The sequence below is a fragment of the Bacteroides sp. AM37-9 genome (assembly GCF_003603455.1).
Lineage (GTDB): Bacteria > Bacteroidota > Bacteroidia > Bacteroidales > Bacteroidaceae > Bacteroides > Bacteroides xylanisolvens.
In genome coordinates, this window is the sequence record NZ_QTNF01000022.1 from 57,490 (window position 1) to 74,387 (window position 16,898).

The 16,898-nt window shown below is 43.6% G+C and carries 14 protein-coding genes and 1 pseudogene; 8 read left to right on the forward strand and 7 right to left on the reverse strand.

Going from position 1 to position 16,898, the window contains the following annotated elements; translation table 11 throughout:
* The first annotated feature begins 18 nt into the window (after nt 1-18).
* The 3 genes from DW862_RS15770 (at nt 19) to DW862_RS15780 (ending at nt 2,524) form a co-directional block, all read left to right on the forward strand.
* Nucleotides 19-336 carry a hypothetical protein gene (locus DW862_RS15770; RefSeq protein WP_004312597.1) on the forward strand — a complete coding sequence of 106 codons (318 nt, stop codon included), beginning with the start codon at nt 19-21 and terminating at the stop codon, nt 334-336.
* Complete coding sequence (locus DW862_RS15775; protein WP_004312598.1) at nt 336-560, forward strand: sulfurtransferase TusA family protein; 225 nt, start codon at nt 336-338, stop codon at nt 558-560. The genes DW862_RS15770 and DW862_RS15775 overlap by 1 nt, the downstream gene beginning before the upstream one ends.
* A gap of 107 nt (nt 561-667) precedes the next feature.
* The gene (locus DW862_RS15780; protein ID WP_120069273.1) at nt 668-2,524 is read left to right on the forward strand and encodes a YgiQ family radical SAM protein; all 1,857 of its coding nucleotides are present in this window, start codon (nt 668-670) and stop codon (nt 2,522-2,524) included.
* A 32-nt stretch (nt 2,525-2,556) separates the two neighbouring features.
* On the opposite strand, the gene DW862_RS15785 is transcribed toward DW862_RS15780, so the two are convergent.
* The 3 genes from DW862_RS15785 to mfd form a co-directional block, all read right to left on the reverse strand.
* Nucleotides 2,557-2,853, reverse strand: coding sequence for a type II toxin-antitoxin system RelE/ParE family toxin (locus DW862_RS15785; protein WP_004312602.1), 297 nt, complete (start codon nt 2,851-2,853; stop codon nt 2,557-2,559).
* A complete protein-coding gene (locus DW862_RS15790; protein ID WP_008021814.1) occupies nt 2,841-3,053 on the reverse strand; it encodes a hypothetical protein in 213 nt (70 codons plus the stop codon). Before DW862_RS15790 ends, DW862_RS15785 begins: the two co-directional genes overlap by 13 nt.
* A gap of 87 nt (nt 3,054-3,140) precedes the next feature.
* The gene (gene mfd / locus DW862_RS15795; protein WP_120069276.1) at nt 3,141-6,515 is read right to left on the reverse strand and encodes a transcription-repair coupling factor; all 3,375 of its coding nucleotides are present in this window, start codon (nt 6,513-6,515) and stop codon (nt 3,141-3,143) included.
* Nucleotides 6,516-6,774: 259 nt separating this feature from the next.
* Between mfd and DW862_RS15800 the strand changes: the two genes are divergently transcribed.
* From DW862_RS15800 to DW862_RS15815, 4 genes are all read left to right on the forward strand, one after another.
* A complete protein-coding gene (locus DW862_RS15800) occupies nt 6,775-7,518 on the forward strand; it encodes a polyprenol monophosphomannose synthase (protein WP_120069211.1) in 744 nt (247 codons plus the stop codon).
* Nucleotides 7,515-8,855 (forward strand): dihydroorotase, encoded by a 1,341-nt coding sequence (locus DW862_RS15805; protein WP_120069214.1) that lies wholly within the window; start codon nt 7,515-7,517, stop codon nt 8,853-8,855. Before DW862_RS15800 ends, DW862_RS15805 begins: the two co-directional genes overlap by 4 nt.
* Before the next feature lie 300 nt (nt 8,856-9,155).
* Nucleotides 9,156-10,058: a vitamin B12 dependent-methionine synthase activation domain-containing protein gene (locus DW862_RS15810; RefSeq protein WP_120069218.1), complete on the forward strand. Its 903-nt coding sequence runs from the start codon at nt 9,156-9,158 to the stop codon at nt 10,056-10,058.
* A gap of 68 nt (nt 10,059-10,126) precedes the next feature.
* Nucleotides 10,127-10,639: an RNA polymerase sigma factor gene (locus DW862_RS15815; protein ID WP_008021804.1), complete on the forward strand. Its 513-nt coding sequence runs from the start codon at nt 10,127-10,129 to the stop codon at nt 10,637-10,639.
* Nucleotides 10,640-10,711: 72 nt separating this feature from the next.
* On the opposite strand, the pseudogene DW862_RS26760 reads toward DW862_RS15815, so the two are convergent.
* The 3 genes and pseudogenes from DW862_RS26760 to DW862_RS15830 form a co-directional block, all read right to left on the reverse strand.
* Nucleotides 10,712-10,756: pseudogene (locus DW862_RS26760) on the reverse strand (hypothetical protein); the annotation flags it as partial.
* Nucleotides 10,757-11,239: 483 nt separating this feature from the next.
* Nucleotides 11,240-14,107, reverse strand: coding sequence for an AAA family ATPase (locus DW862_RS15825; RefSeq protein WP_120069221.1), 2,868 nt, complete (start codon nt 14,105-14,107; stop codon nt 11,240-11,242).
* Complete coding sequence (locus DW862_RS15830) at nt 14,104-15,357, reverse strand: exonuclease SbcCD subunit D C-terminal domain-containing protein (RefSeq protein WP_118218184.1); 1,254 nt, start codon at nt 15,355-15,357, stop codon at nt 14,104-14,106. Before DW862_RS15830 ends, DW862_RS15825 begins: the two co-directional genes overlap by 4 nt.
* A 120-nt stretch (nt 15,358-15,477) precedes the next feature.
* Between DW862_RS15830 and DW862_RS15835 the strand changes: the two genes are divergently transcribed.
* Complete coding sequence (locus tag DW862_RS15835; RefSeq protein ID WP_004315944.1) at nt 15,478-16,236, forward strand: 1-acyl-sn-glycerol-3-phosphate acyltransferase; 759 nt, start codon at nt 15,478-15,480, stop codon at nt 16,234-16,236.
* 109 nt (nt 16,237-16,345) lie between these two features.
* On the opposite strand, the gene DW862_RS15840 is transcribed toward DW862_RS15835, so the two are convergent.
* Nucleotides 16,346-16,822 (reverse strand): hypothetical protein, encoded by a 477-nt coding sequence (locus DW862_RS15840; RefSeq protein ID WP_049703084.1) that lies wholly within the window; start codon nt 16,820-16,822, stop codon nt 16,346-16,348.
* Nucleotides 16,823-16,898: the final 76 nt, after the last annotated feature.

The following is a 16,898-nucleotide window of genomic DNA, read 5'->3' on the forward strand; positions in this document are numbered from 1 at the left end:
CTTTAAAACTAAAAAACAATGTATACTATACAAGCAAATCCTAGCGGTACACGCAGCATAGAAGTATCTAATGAAAACTTGAGAACGATTGAGAAATATGCTCTGTTCCGTCATCTTATCGACAGTACCGGTATTGTAGATGAAGCAGTTCTGGATAAGTTGAAACTTAATATCCGCTCCCTTATCGCCAGTCAGGAAGAAGACAGTAAAGACTTGCTGGACCTTTGTATCGACGTGATTTATCACAATAATATGAAGGCATTCGGTCTGCAACAGCTCATTAAGCTCTATCTTACCTGGCTTTCCAACACGGAAGCGGAAGAAGAGGAGGAATAATGATTACGGTAGATACCTGCGGAATAACAGCATACAGTCCGCTGATTCCTGCAATAAGAGCAATGTGCACTGCCTCTCCGGGAGAAACGATAGAGATTATCATGAACCATGCTGACGCGTTTCAGGATCTAAAGGAATATCTGTCCGAGCAAGGTATCGGTTTTCGTGAAATCTATGATGGAGAACAAATGACATTACAGTTCACAATCAATGGGAAGTTATAAAAAAACATCTCAATGATTGAAGCAAAACATCCTGATAATCGAAGTTAAACATCTCAATGAATAAAAAAATCATTGGGATGTTTTTTTATTATCCGTATCTTTGCAGCATGAAAGAATATCGATTGACTGACTGGTTACCTACTACCAAGAAAGAAGTAGAACTTCGCGGATGGAATGAATTGGATGTCATTCTATTCAGTGCTGATGCATACGTGGATCACCCTTCTTTTGGTGCTGCCGTTATTGGACGGATTCTTGAAGCGGAAGGTTTGAAAATAGCCATTGTACCCCAGCCCAACTGGCGTGACGACCTGCGTGACTTCAAGAAGCTGGGACGCCCACGGCTATTCTTCGGCATCTCCGGTGGATGCATGGATTCGATGGTAAATAAATACACAGCCAACAAACGATTGCGCAGTGAAGATGCATATACCCCGGACGGTCGTCCGGATATGCGTCCGGAATATCCTTCTACGGTTTATAGCCAGATACTAAAGAAACTTTATCCGGATGTTCCCGTAGTTATCGGAGGAATCGAAGCCAGTTTAAGACGGTTAAGTCATTACGATTATTGGCAGGACAAAGTGCAAAAGAGCATTTTATGCGACAGCGGTGCCGACCTGCTCATTTACGGAATGGGAGAAAAACCACTTCCAGACCTGGTGAAGAATATGAAAAGTCTGCTTACTGCTGAAGAGCCAGTACTGACAAGCAGTAAATTCAGAACAATCATCGGATCAGTTCCTCAAACAGCCTATCTTTGTCGTGCAACAGAATGGACCTCTGCCGAAGATGACCTTCCACTTTATTCGCACGAAGAATGTCTGGCAGATAAAAAGAAACAGGCTAGTAATTTCCGGCATATCGAAGAAGAATCTAACAAATATTCGGCTTCCCGAATCACGCAAGCCGTCGGAAACAAGATAGTAGTAGTCAATCCTCCATATCCTCCGATGAGCCAGGAAGATCTCGATCGTTCGTTTGATTTACCATATACCCGGCTGCCTCATCCTAAATATAAAGGGAAACGGATTCCGGCATACGATATGATTAAGTTTTCCATCAACATTCACCGGGGATGTTTCGGCGGTTGTGCCTTCTGCACCATTTCTGCTCATCAGGGAAAGTTTATCGTCAGCCGTAGCAAAGAGTCTATACTGAAAGAGGTGAAAGAGGTCATCCAGTTACCCGATTTCAAAGGATATTTAAGCGATTTGGGTGGTCCTTCCGCTAATATGTATCAGATGAAAGGAAAAGACGAAGCTATTTGCAAGAAGTGCAAACGACCGTCATGTATCCATCCGAAAGTTTGCCCGAATCTAAATACCGACCATCGCCCCTTACTGGATATTTACCGTGCAGTAGATGCCTTGCCCGGAATAAAAAAATCGTTTATCGGTAGCGGAGTACGCTATGACCTGTTACTTCATCAAAGTAAAGATGAAGCGATCAACCGCAGCACTGCCGAGTATACCCGTGAATTGATTGTCAATCACGTAAGTGGTCGGCTGAAAGTAGCTCCGGAACATACCAGTGACCGGGTATTATCTGTGATGCGCAAACCTTCTTTCGAGCAATTTGAAACATTCAAGAGGATATTCGACCGTATCAACCGGGAAGAGAATCTACGTCAACAACTGATTCCGTATTTCATTTCCTCGCATCCCGGATGCAAAGAAGAAGATATGGCGGAACTTGCCGTTATCACTAAACGTCTGGACTTCCACCTGGAACAAGTGCAGGACTTCACTCCCACTCCGATGACAGTAGCCACCGAAGCCTGGTATACCGGATTCCATCCATACACGTTAGAACCGATATTCAGTGCTAAAACCCAACGGGAGAAACTAGCACAACGACAGTTCTTTTTTTGGTATAAACCGGAAGAAAGGAGAAATATCATCAATGAGTTGAGACGTATCGGACGTTCTGATTTGATAGACAAATTATACAGAAAACGCTAATTCGCTCCATTCCATCACTTACAAAACCACCTCTAAAAAGGAGCCTTATCAGGATCTTGGCGAGTATCAAAAACAGCTTCCACAAGAATCTGCTTTTCAAGTACCCGATAATAGACTTTGAAATAATCACAATGAAAAACACGTATATTAGGAACAGAAGTAGCTTTATACATATAAGGATATTTAGCGACTAATTGCAATACGTCTCTCACCATTGTATAAATGGAACGGCTATATTGGGTATTTCCATTTCTCACATTATAGAAAGTCAGAATTTGCTGAAAAACAATAGTCGCTGTTTCTGTCCAGACTATTTTTAACTTAGCCATTGTTCCACCAGCTTATCCACATCTTCTTGAGTATGCAATCTACCCTCTTCATAATCTTTTTCAGAATGCATTATAATTTCCTGTTCATATTCTGTAGGAACATAAAGATTTGCATTAGGAGTAGTTACATGATAAGCAGCCACTGGTTCATTGACCTGTGGCAATTCATTATTTTGAGGTTTATATGATTTCTTAGCCATATCAGTTATTAAGTTATATCTACAAAGATAAAGATCCCCTTGGTATAAAACAAACAATTCCTCGCTTATCTTCCCCGAAAAGCTTATTTATTCTTCTTTCACAGGCAACGCCACAATCTCCTGCAACACACTGACTGCCGTCTCCACATTAGTTACATTTTTAATCAACATACTCCGTCTGCCATTCTGCTCACGCAGATCACAGCGCCGGGTATACTTCATCATATAGTCTATCACTTTACCGAAAGCCTTACTTTGATAGAACGGACTATCCGGATTGGAAACAAAGAACAAGGTCATTCGTCCGCCTTTCAGGAAAATCTTCTCTGCTCCCAAACGCGCTGACAAACGACGTAAAGGAACAATGCGGAGTAGTTCTTCCGTTTCCCGGGGAACCGGTCCGAAGCGGTCTTCCAGGCGGGCGCGGAAAGCTTCCACATCCTTATCCAATGTCAGTCCATCCAGTTCACGATAGAGCAACATACGTTCGCTGCTGCCGGTTACGTAGTTGGCCGGCAATAAAAGTTCGAGGTCACTTTCCACCTGACACTCCTCTACAAATTCTTCTCCACTAATTTGTCCTTCACCTTTTATTTCATCAGCATACAGTTCCGCAAATTCATCTGTTTTCAACTCATGGACAGCCTCAGTCAGTATCTTCTGATATGTTTCATATCCCAAATCAGCAACAAAGCCACTTTGCTCGGCTCCGAGCAAATTTCCGGCTCCACGAATGTCCAAATCCTGCATGGCAATATGAATACCACTCCCCAAATCGCTAAAGTTCTCAATCGCTTGAAGACGTCGTCTTCCTTCGGCCGTCAAACTACCCAACGGAGGAGCCAGCAGATAACAGAATGCCTTCTTGTTACTACGCCCTACCCGTCCACGCATCTGATGGAGATCACTCAAGCCGAAGTTTTGCGCCTGATTGATAATGATGGTATTTGCATTCGGAATATCGATACCACTTTCGATGATTGTGGTTGCCAAGAGCACGTCATAGTCATAGTTGACAAAATCCAGAATAATTTTCTCCAGTTCTGTCGGTTCCATCTGTCCGTGTCCGATTGCTACACGGCAATCCGGAATATGGCGCTCTATCATTGCTTTCAGTTCCGGCAAGTTCGCAATCCGGTTATTGACGAAAAAGACCTGCCCGTTGCGGCTCATCTCAAAATTGATGGCATCCGTTATCACTTCTTCATTAAAAGTATGCACTTCGGTCTGAATCGGATAGCGGTTAGGCGGCGGAGTGGAAATCACGCTCAAATCACGCGCGCCCATCAACGAGAATTGAAGGGTACGGGGAATCGGAGTAGCAGTCATTGTCAGTGTATCTACATTCACTTTCAATTGACGCAGCTTTTCTTTTACGGAAACTCCGAATTTCTGCTCTTCGTCAACAATCAGCAGTCCCAAGTCTTTAAACTGAACATCCTTGCCTAAGATACGGTGGGTACCTATCAGAATACCGACATCTCCATCCTTCAGTCCTTTCAATACAGCTTTGGTTTGTGCGGCAGTACGTGCGCGGCTTAAATATTCCACCCGGCATGGCAGTCCTTTCAGACGTTCGCGGAATGTTTGAAAATGCTGGTAAGCAAGCACCGTTGTCGGAACCAGAACGGCCACTTGTTTATTATCGGCAACAGCTTTGAAAGCGGCACGAATTGCAACTTCTGTTTTTCCAAATCCTACATCTCCACAGACCAGACGGTCCATCGGGCGGTCACTTTCCATATCCGCTTTGACATCAATCGTCGCCTTACTCTGATCCGGGGTATCTTCATAAATAAAGGATGCTTCCAACTCACGCTGCAAGAAACTATCGGGACTATAAGAAAACCCTTTTTCCTGACGACGCTGCGAATACAATTTTATCAAATCGCGGGCTATATCCTTGATTTTGCTCTTTGTACGTTCTTTCAGTTTCTCCCATGCCCCTGTACCTAATTTGTTAAGCCGGGGAGCCTCTCCCTCCTTACCTTTATATTTAGAAACTTTATGCAGTGAATGAATGGAAACGAACACTACATCTTCATTCTGAAACACCAGTTTCAAAACTTCCTGCGTAGTATCACCATTCGGTATACGCACCAAACCGGAAAAACGTCCGATACCATGATCGGTATGCACCACATAATCTCCCGGAGTAAACTGATTCAGTTCTTTTAAGGACAGTGCTACTTTTCCCGAACGGGCTTTATCACTTTTCAGGTTATATTTATGGAAACGGTCAAACAACTGATGATCGGTGAAGATACAGAGCCGTAGTGTGTTATCTACAAATCCTTCATGTATGGTACGCTCTACGGGAGTAAAATTAATCTGATCGCCCCGATCTTCAAAAATAGCCTTGATACGATCTGTCTGCTTCATACTGTCACTACAGATATATAGCGAATAACCTTTTTCCAAATAATCTTTGAAAGAAGAAGCTACCAAATCGAAATTCTTATGAAAGATGGGTTGGGCAGATGTATTGAAAGTAACACTGGCATTCGGCGTTCCAGTTGGTTTGTTACCAAATTCCAATCGGCGGAAATCGAGTGCCCGTACAGTGAATTCACTGCCGTCTATCAGTTTTCCTTCTAATGTAATACCTCCATTCTCTGCGGCTTCCTGGACAGCTATTGCCTGGGGGGTCAACGCCTCATCATGCACCACCTGGATTCGTTCACGCAACCAAAGAAAATCGCGCATTGCCAGAGTAGTATCTTTCGGGATAAAATCCAGAAAGGAAGTTGTCACGTCTCCTGTCACTGCTAAATCGGGAACAATGGACACTCCACTTTTCTTCTCGCGGGATAATTGGGACTCTACTTCAAAGGTACGGATACTTTCTACTTCATCACCAAAGAAATCAATACGATAAGGATATTCCGAAGCAAAAGAGAAAACGTCGATAATGCTACCGCGAACAGCGTATTGCCCCGGTTCATATACATAATCTACGTATTCGAAGCCATAACTATGCAACACATCAGTGATAAACGTGGTATCCACTTTCTCCCCTACATTCAGTTTCAGGGTTTTATCGCTCAATTCCTTTTGCGACACTACTTTCTCTGCCAATGCATCCGGGTACGTAACGATACATAGTCCCTCCTCCCCTTTTTGCAAGCGGCTAAGTACTTCCGTGCGCAGAATCTCATTGGCTGCGTCTTTTTGCCCATATTTAATAGAGCGACGGAATGAAGATGGAAAGAATAACACCTTTTCCGTCCCCAATATCTGCGTCAAGTCATGATAAAAATATCCGGCTTCTTCAAGATCACCTAAAATAAAGACAAACGGGCAACCACCCTCTTGCACCAGTACAGAAGAAAAAAGAGAAGCAGCAGATGCACACAGTCCTCCGCAAAAAACAGTCTGAACAGAAGTGTCCTTCAACAAGCGCTTCATTACTGCCATATTGGGATGGGCAGCATATTGTTGTTGCAATTCAGTTATTGTCATACCTATAAAATTTCCCCGCAAAATTACAAAAAAGAATCGCAGGACAGACATAAGTGTGGGAAAGTTTTCATCCCCCCAAAGTTTCTCACCGAGAAACAAAGTGTTCCACACCGAGAAACAACTTGTTTCACACCGAGGAACAAACCGTTTCACACCAAGAAACAAAAGATTGCATTCTGCTCTTCACGTTAAATTTTCCTTAGTTCGGCTATAACTAAAGGAAAAGAACTACTTTTGTTTTAAATTTTATAGTATCTATATGCAGACATCGGATAGCATTGTAATTATCCCTACCTATAATGAACGGGAGAACATAGAAAATATCATCCGTGCCGTATTCGGCCTTCCCAAAGTATTCCATATTCTGGTAATAGAAGACGGCTCTCCGGACGGAACGGCAACCATCGTAAAAACCTTGCAACAAGAATTTCCCGAACGGCTTTTTATGATTGAGCGTAAAGGGAAACTGGGATTGGGCACTGCCTATATTACCGGATTTAAATGGGCACTGGAACACGCATACGAGTATATCTTTGAAATGGATGCCGACTTCAGTCATAATCCGAACGATTTACCCCGTTTGTATCAGGCTTGTTCGGAACAGGGTGGAGATGTATCCATCGGCTCCCGCTACATCAGCGGAGTGAATGTAGTGAACTGGCCGATGGGACGAGTATTGATGTCATACTTTGCTTCCAAATATGTGCGGTTCATCACAGGAATACCCGTACAAGACACAACTGCCGGATTTGTCTGCTACCGCCGTCAGGTACTGGAAATGATCGATTTGGATCATATCCGTTTTAAGGGATATGCTTTTCAGATTGAAATGAAATTCACCGCTTACAAATGTGGTTTTAAAATCATCGAGGTTCCCGTGATTTTCATTAATCGTGAACTAGGGACTTCCAAGATGAATAGCAGCATCTTTGGAGAGGCCATATTTGGTGTGATTAAATTAAAAGTAAATAGTTGGTTCCATAAATTCCCGCAAAAGTCATGAAACGTACACTGATTCAAAACGCCGTTATTGTTAACGAAGGAAGAAAAGTACTGGGTTCAGTAGTCATTGAAAATGAAAAGATAGCCGAAATATTGGTGGGTGAAGAAAAAGCAACTGCCCCTTGTGACGAAGTCATTGACGCAAGCGGGTGTTATCTCCTACCGGGTGCCATCGACGAACATGTTCATTTCCGCGATCCCGGCCTGACTCATAAAGCTGATATTACCACAGAAAGCCATGCCGCTGCAGCAGGAGGTGTCACTTCCATCATGGATATGCCCAATACAAACCCGCAGACTACGACGCTGGAGGCTTTGGAAGAGAAATTCACCCTACTAGGTGAGAAATCAGCAGTCAACTATTCCTGCTATTTCGGAGCAACGAATAATAACTATACCCAGTTTGCGCAACTGGATAAACACCGGGTTTGTGGCGTGAAGTTATTTATGGGTTCAAGCACCGGCAATATGCTGGTAGACCGGATGGCCAGCTTGCGTAATATATTCGGCGGAACCGATCTGCTCATCGCCGCCCATTGCGAAGACCAGGGAATTATCAAAGAAAATACGGATAAATATAAGAAAGAATACGGAGACGATGTACCTCTGGCTCTTCATCCGCTTCTCCGTTCGGAAGAGGCTTGCTATCGTTCGTCCGAGCTGGCTGTGCAACTGGCACGGGAAACAAATGCCCGCCTGCACATCATGCATATTTCCACCGCTAAAGAGTTGAGTCTGTTTTCCAACGTTCCTCTGGCACAAAAAAGAATTACAGCAGAAGCCTGCGTTTCCCATCTACTCTTTACGGAAGAAGATTATCAGACATTGGGTGCCCGCATTAAATGTAACCCTGCCATCAAGACTGCACAAGACCGGAAAGCTTTGCAAGAGGCTGTCAATAGCGGTCTGATTGATGCCATCGCAACCGATCATGCCCCACACTTGCTTAGTGAAAAAGAAGGAGGTGCATTAAAGGCAATGTCCGGGATGCCGATGATTCAGTTCTCGCTGGTCAGCATGTTGGAGTTGGCAGATAAAGGAGTGTTTACTATCGAAAAAGTAGTAGAAAAAATGGCTCATGCTCCTGCACAGATGTATGAGATACCAAACAGGGGATTCATCCGCAAAGGCTATCAGGCTGACCTGGTATTAGTCCGCCCCGGAAGCGAATGGACTGTAACCACAGACTGCATCTTAAGCAAATGCAAATGGAGCCCGCTGGAAGGCCATACATTCAACTGGAAGGTAGAGAAAACATTTGCAAACGGACATCTGTTGTATAACAATGGAGAAATAGACGAGTCTTATCGCGGACAAGAATTGTTCTTCGAACGATAAATGATAATTTTGCGGAGTGCCCTGAAAGGGCTTAATTATATAGCGTAGGGCAACGCCCTACGAAAAAAACACACCAGCCACAAGCCCTGAAAGGGCGGAACTGTATACAATTATGCCCTTTCAGGGCGCAAATTCAGATTGTCGTTTTTACGTAGGGCGTTGCCCTACGCTATATAATTAAGCCCTTTCAGGGCACCCCAATAAATATATAATTGTAAGGCTTTCAGCCTAACTGCAAAATTCCCATTTAACCGATAAATTCTCATTTAACCGATAAATTCCCATTTAATTGTATAAATTATGATTCTATCTTATAAAATACATACAGTCACTCCCTACATCAACTGGATTTACTTTTTCCACGCATGGGGTTTCCAGCCACGTTTCGCAGCCATTGCTAACATTCACGGATGTGACGTCTGCCGTGCTTCGTGGCTGACGACTTTTCCAGAAGAAGAACGTAGCAAGGCTTCCGAAGCCATGCAGCTATTTAAAGAAGCCAACCGGATGCTTGATCTACTCGACCGGGATTATGAGGTAAAGACCCTATTCAAGCTCTGTAAAGCAAATTCTGACGGAGATAATCTAATTATTGAGAAAGAAAAAGACCAATTCGTCACCTTTCCTTTGCTGCGTCAGCAGACGCCCAAAAGAGATGGAAGTCCTTTCCTTTGTCTAAGCGACTTTATCCGTCCTCTTTCTTCCGGCATCCCCGACACCATCGGTGCTTTTGCTTCTTCTATTGATGCGGACATGGAAGGACTGTATGAACAGGACCCATATAAACACTTGCTTGTCCAAACCCTCTCCGACCGACTGGCAGAAGCTGCAACAGAAAAGATGCATGAGTATGTACGAAAAGAAGCATGGGGATATGCCAAAGAAGAAAATCTGGGCATAGCGGATTTATTGGTCGAGAAATATCAAGGTATTCGCCCTGCCGTCGGCTACCCGTCTTTACCGGATCAGTCTGTCAACTTCCTGTTGGATGAACTGCTGGACATGAAACAGATAGGTATTTCATTGACTGAAAACGGGGCCATGTATCCGCACGCTTCTGTTTGCGGACTTATGTTTTCGCATCCGGCTTCCGAATATTTCTCTGTAGGAAAGATTGGAGAAGACCAACTCGAAGATTATACCCGCCGCCGGGGAAAAAGCATCGAAGAAATGCGCAAGTTTCTGGCAGCGAATCTTCAATAATCATCATTCTCCTGTGATTTTTCTCCTTTTCTCACGACTAACTAACCAGAAAAGCAATCATAGACTTCATGAGAGAACAAACAACAGAAGCCAATCCTCCTATTGAGCAAGAGTTCTTGTCGGTAATCCGCGAATATGAACGGGTGATCTACAAAGTGTGCTATCTGTACGCCAACCCCAATGCTCCGCTCAATGACCTTTATCAGGATGTGCTACTGAATCTTTGGAAAGCCTATCCTAAATTCAGAAAAGAATGTAAAGTATCTACATGGATTTATCGTATTGCCCTCAACACATGTATCAGTTTTTATCGTAAAGAAAAGAATATACCGGAAATTGTCAGTCTCACCAAAGATACTGACTGGACCATAGAAGCACACGACCCGATCAACGAAATGCTGAAACAGCTTTATCAGATGATTAACCAGCTGGGACAACTAGACAAATCAATTATCCTGCTCTATCTCGAAGACAAAAGTTATGAAGAAATAGCAGAAATTACCGGACTGACGGTTACCAATGTAGCGACTAAACTAAGCCGCATCAAAGACAAACTTAAAAGAATGAAAAAGGAGGAATAAGATATATGGAACTGGAAGAACTGAAAAAATCTTGGAATGCCCTGGATGAACACTTGAAAGATAAAGAGTTCATCAAAGAAGAAGAGCTTGAAAAGCTGATAAGGCATGCAGACAAAGGTATCCATGCCATTGCCAGCCTGAACATCAAGCTTATTCTGATTTCTTTGCCGATATTGATCTTGTTTTTAGCGGAGGTGTTGTTGCACAACAGATTGAACCCGATCTACATCATTATCATTTTCGCATGGATTCCCGCACTTTGCTGGGACATCGTCACCACCCGCTACCTCCAACGGACTCAAATAGACGAGATGCCTCTGGTAGAGGTAATCAGCCGCGTGAACCGTATACACCGATGGACCATCAGAGAACGACTGATTGCTATTGCTTTCCTCCTGGTACTGGCTGTACTCTCATTTATCTACTGGCAAGTGTGGCAATATGGAATAGGCATGATAGCCTTCTTTATCCTGTTATGGGGCGGAGGACTAGGATTGATTTTATGGATTTACCGCAAGAAGTTCTTAAATCGCATCCACGAAATAAAGAAGAATTTAAGCGAATTGAACGAATTAATGTAAAAGGAGATAATGGATGTGCTTACCCTACAACGGTAAGCACACTCTTTCCATTCACTTTCTTATGCACTTGCACCTGAACAGAAATTCGTTCACTCATCTCCTGTACGTGAGAAATAACTCCGATTTTCCGTCCCTGCATCTGTAATTGTTCCAATGCTTCCATTGCCGTACGCAGGCTTTCCGCATCCAAAGAGCCGAATCCTTCATCAATAAATAGAGATTCTACTTTCAGGTTATTGCTTGATAAGGAAGACAAGCCCAAAGCCAACGCCAAAGATATCAGGAATGATTCACCACCGGAAAGAGAGTACACAGTCCGTATTTCATCACACATATCACAATCTATCACTTGAAGCGCCAACGTGTCGGGAACCTGTTGCAACTTATAGCGTTTAGAAAGGTAGGATAAATGTTTATTGGCATGAAGCAACAGTAAATTCAAAGTGTAACTTTGAGCTATCACTTTAAATTTCGCTCCGTCCGCACTGCCTATCAGTTTATTAAGTTTCGCCCAACGTTCGGCAATCGTCTGTTTCTCTGCCAGCTCCTTCGCAATCTGCTCCACAGTTAGCTTATTCTTTGCTTGTTGTAGCAGACGGGCTTCCATAGTAGAAAGAGCACGTTCGGTATTCAGATTTTCCTCTTGTTGTTTCTTTATTATTTCGGGAAGTTGTTCGGGAGACTCAATCTTTTTATACTGTTCCTGCAATTCTCCGATAGCCAGCGTAATTTGCTTCATCTCTCCTTGCAGACCAGAAAGGCGATTGTGCACAGCCTCTACCTCTTTGCGTGCTTTCTCCAAAGCCAAATTCAGCTCTTTTTCTCTTTTTGCAACGACCGCCTCCGCTTCATCCGCACTTTTTCCTTTCAATAGTTGCGAACGTTCCTGACGGAGCACATTCAACGCTTTCTCTATAACTTCAAATCTCTTTTGTTCGGCTGAAGCAGTATTCTGCAGTAATAACAACTGTTCTTTAGCAGACGATACTTTCTGCATCGCCAGGCGACAAAGAGATACATTCTCACGAAGAGCTTCACAATGCGCACGCATCTTTTTAATTTCTTCATCGCTGCGTTGCCATTCTGCATAAAGATTACGATATTCTAAAATACGTTCTGCCAGTTCCGTCAAACGATGTTGTATCTGCTCTTCGTTACCAGCATCGATCCCAGCTTTATACAATGCCGCCAACTGTTCTCCAATCTGTCCGTCCACCATCTTCTGATGCGTCCAATCACGTTGCAAAACAATGCTCCGGTTATTGATCTGTTGACAGTTTGCTACTGCTGCATTATATTCCTGTTCTATACTCCGGAAAAGAGTATCTACTACCTCCTGTTCCTGATGGTAAGGATGCGCCGTACTACCGCAAACCGGGCAAGCTTCCCCCTCCTGCAATTGCTGACGCAATGCTTTCACGTCTTTTCCCACTGCCATACGTACATTTTCGTAAAGGCGTTGAGTTACTTTCAATGCGGTTTCTTGTTCCGTCAATTGTTTCAGGCAATCAGTTGTTTCTTTCTCCAACCGTTCTATTTCTGCCTTTGTTTTCGTCTGCGTTTCCGTCAATTGCCGGATATTCTGTTGGCGTGTCAGCTCTTTTTGCAACTTCATCTGTTCTTCGGTCAATAACGGATATCCGAAAGAGTTTAATCGCAACAACCGCTCTTCATTCGTGTTTATCTCGGCTGTCAGTTTGTCTGCTTCCTGCCGTAGAATTTCTTCCACCTGTTCTAGCTGCAACGCTTTTTCTATTCCTACATGATTCAGCAAACGATTCAGAGAAGAATAAGAAACCTGCAACTGCTCCGTAGCCATCCGCATTTTTTGTTCCTGCTCCGACACCTGTTTATTAGCGGACTGTAACATCTGTTTCGATTGTGTGTAACTGTCCTGCTGTGACTGTATCTGTACATCCAACTGACGGGCTTTCTTCAAGTCCGGCTGTATGGCTTCCCATTGTGCCTTGAAATGCACCAATCCTTCTTCTTGTGAAGCCAATGCGCCCTGTAACATTTTCAATCTTGCCTGTTCCTCCTGTTCTTCCTGTTGCTTCTTCTTCCAAAGATCTTCCTGCATTTTTAATGAACGAACCACATTCAGTTGTTCATTCTGCTCTGCCAGCAGTTTGATTCCTGTCACACGCTTTTCGGCCAACAGCTCTTTCTCTTTTTGTAAAGCAAGTAATTCTTCTTCCGGCATCAATTCGATCACATTCATTCGATTCTGAATCAAAGTGACTTCTTCCTGTGCCGCCTTATTCCGGGCATAGACTTCTTGAGAAATCCGGGAATAAACACCGGTTCCCGTCAACTTCTCAAGCAACTCCGCTTTGGCCGCTCCTTTCGATTTCAGGAATGTCGCAAAATCATTCTGCGCCAATAATACGGTACGGGTAAACTGCTCATACGTCAACCCCACCAACTCCACCAACTGAATCAACAACTCTTTTTTGGTACCCTGGAATTCTTTCTCCGTATCCAGTTCTTTCACCTCCAGCGTTTGTGGCTGCAAAGAACCACTTATCTTATTTCTTGTCCGCCGTACCGACCAGCGAGAACGGTAACGCCGTCCGTCAATGCCTAAGAAATCGACTTCCGCATAGCCGTCGCTGGTCCCCCGGCGCAATAAATTTCTTACATCGGATTGATTTATCTGATTGTCTCCTACATCTGCCAGATTCACACTTTCCACCGAAGTTGCGAAACGGGGAGCTTTATCATACAGTGCCAGACATAAAGCATCTAGTAAAGTAGACTTACCGGCACCCGTAGGTCCTGATATGGCAAATATACCTGCAGAGTGTAATGGTTCTGCTGTAAAATCGACTTCTACTGTCCCTTCTATCGAAGTCAGATTCTTCAATCGTATAGCCAGTATTTTCATTCTTCTTCCTCCTCTTCTTTATGAGTAGCAGCCCAATAGGCTTCCTGAAACAAACCTGTCAGTTCGGCAGGCATTTCCACCTGATAAATCTTTTCAAAGGCAGACTGCGCAATCTGCAAGGGAGACATCTCCTGCAATCCTCTCTTCCAGTTCTCGTTTTCTTTCTCCGTATTTTCTACATCGGTGCGATAGGTAGACACAATGCGTGCCAATCGATAATTTTTATCTGCCAATGCCTCCTCAATCTCCTGCCGAAGCATGGGTTCCGGTTCCTCCAGCAATACCTTCACTTCTAAATAAGGAGCTACATCCTTTGTCTCCGGCAATTCTTTCAAGGCTTCCAACACCACTTCCGGCAAGGCGGGATCTCCATTCGGCACACTTACCAAAGGGATTAATTTCGGGCATTCCAACCGTTCAATGTCTACTGCACAACCTCCGTCAAAGGTCACCATCACGACTCCATGATGATAATGTTTCTCTGCAAAAGACATCGGAATAGGACTTCCTGCATATCTCACATTCTCCCTTCCCGACACTCGCTGCGCTTTATGTATATGCCCCAATGCCGTATACGCTATCTGTTCGGAAAAAGCTTCCGGCGATACACATTCCAGACCACCAATCACAGTACGTTCACTATAATCTTTTTCTGCAATCTCCGATCCTGTAGCCTGCAAATGACCGATGGCAAGAATCGACTGATTCGCTGTCCTTTGCTTCCATAGCCTTTGCAGAAGCTGCGAATATAGTTCGCGAACTCCCTCCGCGTACAGGTTGCCTTCCGTCTGCACGACCGGATAATCCCCCTGGCGCAAAAAAGGGACAGCCATGCAAAGCAGTTCCACTTCCCCTTTCCGGTTCTTCAGTTCCACGATCAAATGGTCATAATCAATTTCTCCACCTTCAAGTTTACGCACTACCCCTCTGACTTCTGTCCGCATAGCCTGCAACAGAGGCAAAGGAGCTTCCAGACGTGCTGCCGAATCATGATTGCCGGCTACAATGACAATTTGCAGATTCGGATTCTCCACTGTCACCCGATAAATAAACTGATAATACATGCTTTGGGATGCAGCGGAAGGGTTGGAAACATCAAAAACATCTCCGGCTATAATCAATGCATCAATCTCTTTCTGACGAATTTCTTCTGCCAGCCAATTCAGGAATACCTCATGTTCTCCCGTGCGATCATATCCAAAAAAGGTTTGTCCCAAATGCCAGTCGGCAGTATGTAATATACGTATCATAATTTTATAACTATCTCTACTAACAAGAGGCAAAAATAACACAATCGGAAAGATTATCTCGCATCTGCCTCTCTTTTTTACCAATAATCATGTATATTTGCAGGATAAAAATCCAACCCTATGAAGATACTGTATTATATTTATCAGATTTGCATCGCTTTGCCTATTTTATTAGTGCTGACCATCCTTACGGCAATCGTCACTATTGTAGGTTCCCTCTTGGGAGGAGCCCACTTCTGGGGATATTATCCGGGAAAGATATGGTCACAATTAATTTGTCTGTTCCTGTTGATTCCCGTGAAGATTGAGGGGCGCGAAAAGCTGCATGACAAAACTTCCTATATTTTTGTACCTAACCATCAGGGTTCATTTGATATTTTCCTCATCTACGGCTTCATTGGAAGAAACTTTAAGTGGATGATGAAAAAAAGTCTGCGTAAATTGCCATTCGTCGGAAAAGCCTGTGAAAGCGCAGGACATATCTTTGTAGACCGTTCCGGCCCGAAGAAGGTTTTGGAAACCATCCGGCAGGCAAAAGACTCGTTGAAAGACGGAGTTTCTCTGGTGGTCTTTCCCGAAGGTGCACGCACTTTTACCGGACACATGGGATATTTTAAAAAAGGGGCTTTCCAATTGGCGGATGATTTACAGTTGGCAGTGGTACCTGTCACTATCGATGGCTCATTTGAAATCCTTCCACGCACAGGCAAATGGATACATCGCCATCGCATGATTCTGACTATTCACGACCCTATTCCTCCCAAAGGAAAAGGCATGGAAAATATCAAGGCAACCATGGCAGAGGCATACGCTGCTGTTGAAAGTGCCCTCCCGGAGCAACATAAGGGAATGGTGAAAAACGAAGATCAAGACCGGTAATTTGTGTATTATACCTAAAAATGAATATGGGGATGCTCACGCACCCCCACACTCCTAACCAGTTTTATGCATCAAACTATTAAATTAAGAAATTAAGGAATTCAGATATTTAGATGTTTTGCAAAGTTATGGTTTGGTTTGACATCATTTGCAATTCTTGAAAAGTCAAATTAAAACCTTTATGAATTTCTTTTTCTAAATTCTCCAATGAGAAAGATTCACCTCTTGCACCATTAATCTTTCCTCTAAACCGATTGTTATAATGCTTGCGGAATGTATCCGGAGTAACCAAGCCTCCAAAGCCATAATCCCCCACTACAATCACCGGTTTCCGGCGTAACACCCCTTCATAGGCAGTAATCCCCGCTCCAATTATTAGATCGGCTTCTTCAATCAGTTTACCTGTTTCACTCTCGGAGGATATATAATCCACCTGATACTCTGAATATTTACTTAATAGAACTCCTATCCTTAACCGCGTACGAGAATTAGCTACTCCGACAACAATGTTGGCTTTCTGTTCTATCAACTGTAATTCGTTACCTCTCCATGAAGAGGTAGCAGATAATTCATTAGGATTTTTCATATAGCTATTTGGTTTTTGTTAGGTCAAAAGTACGGCATGCATCTGAAAACACAAAAAAAGTCACCCGGACAAAATC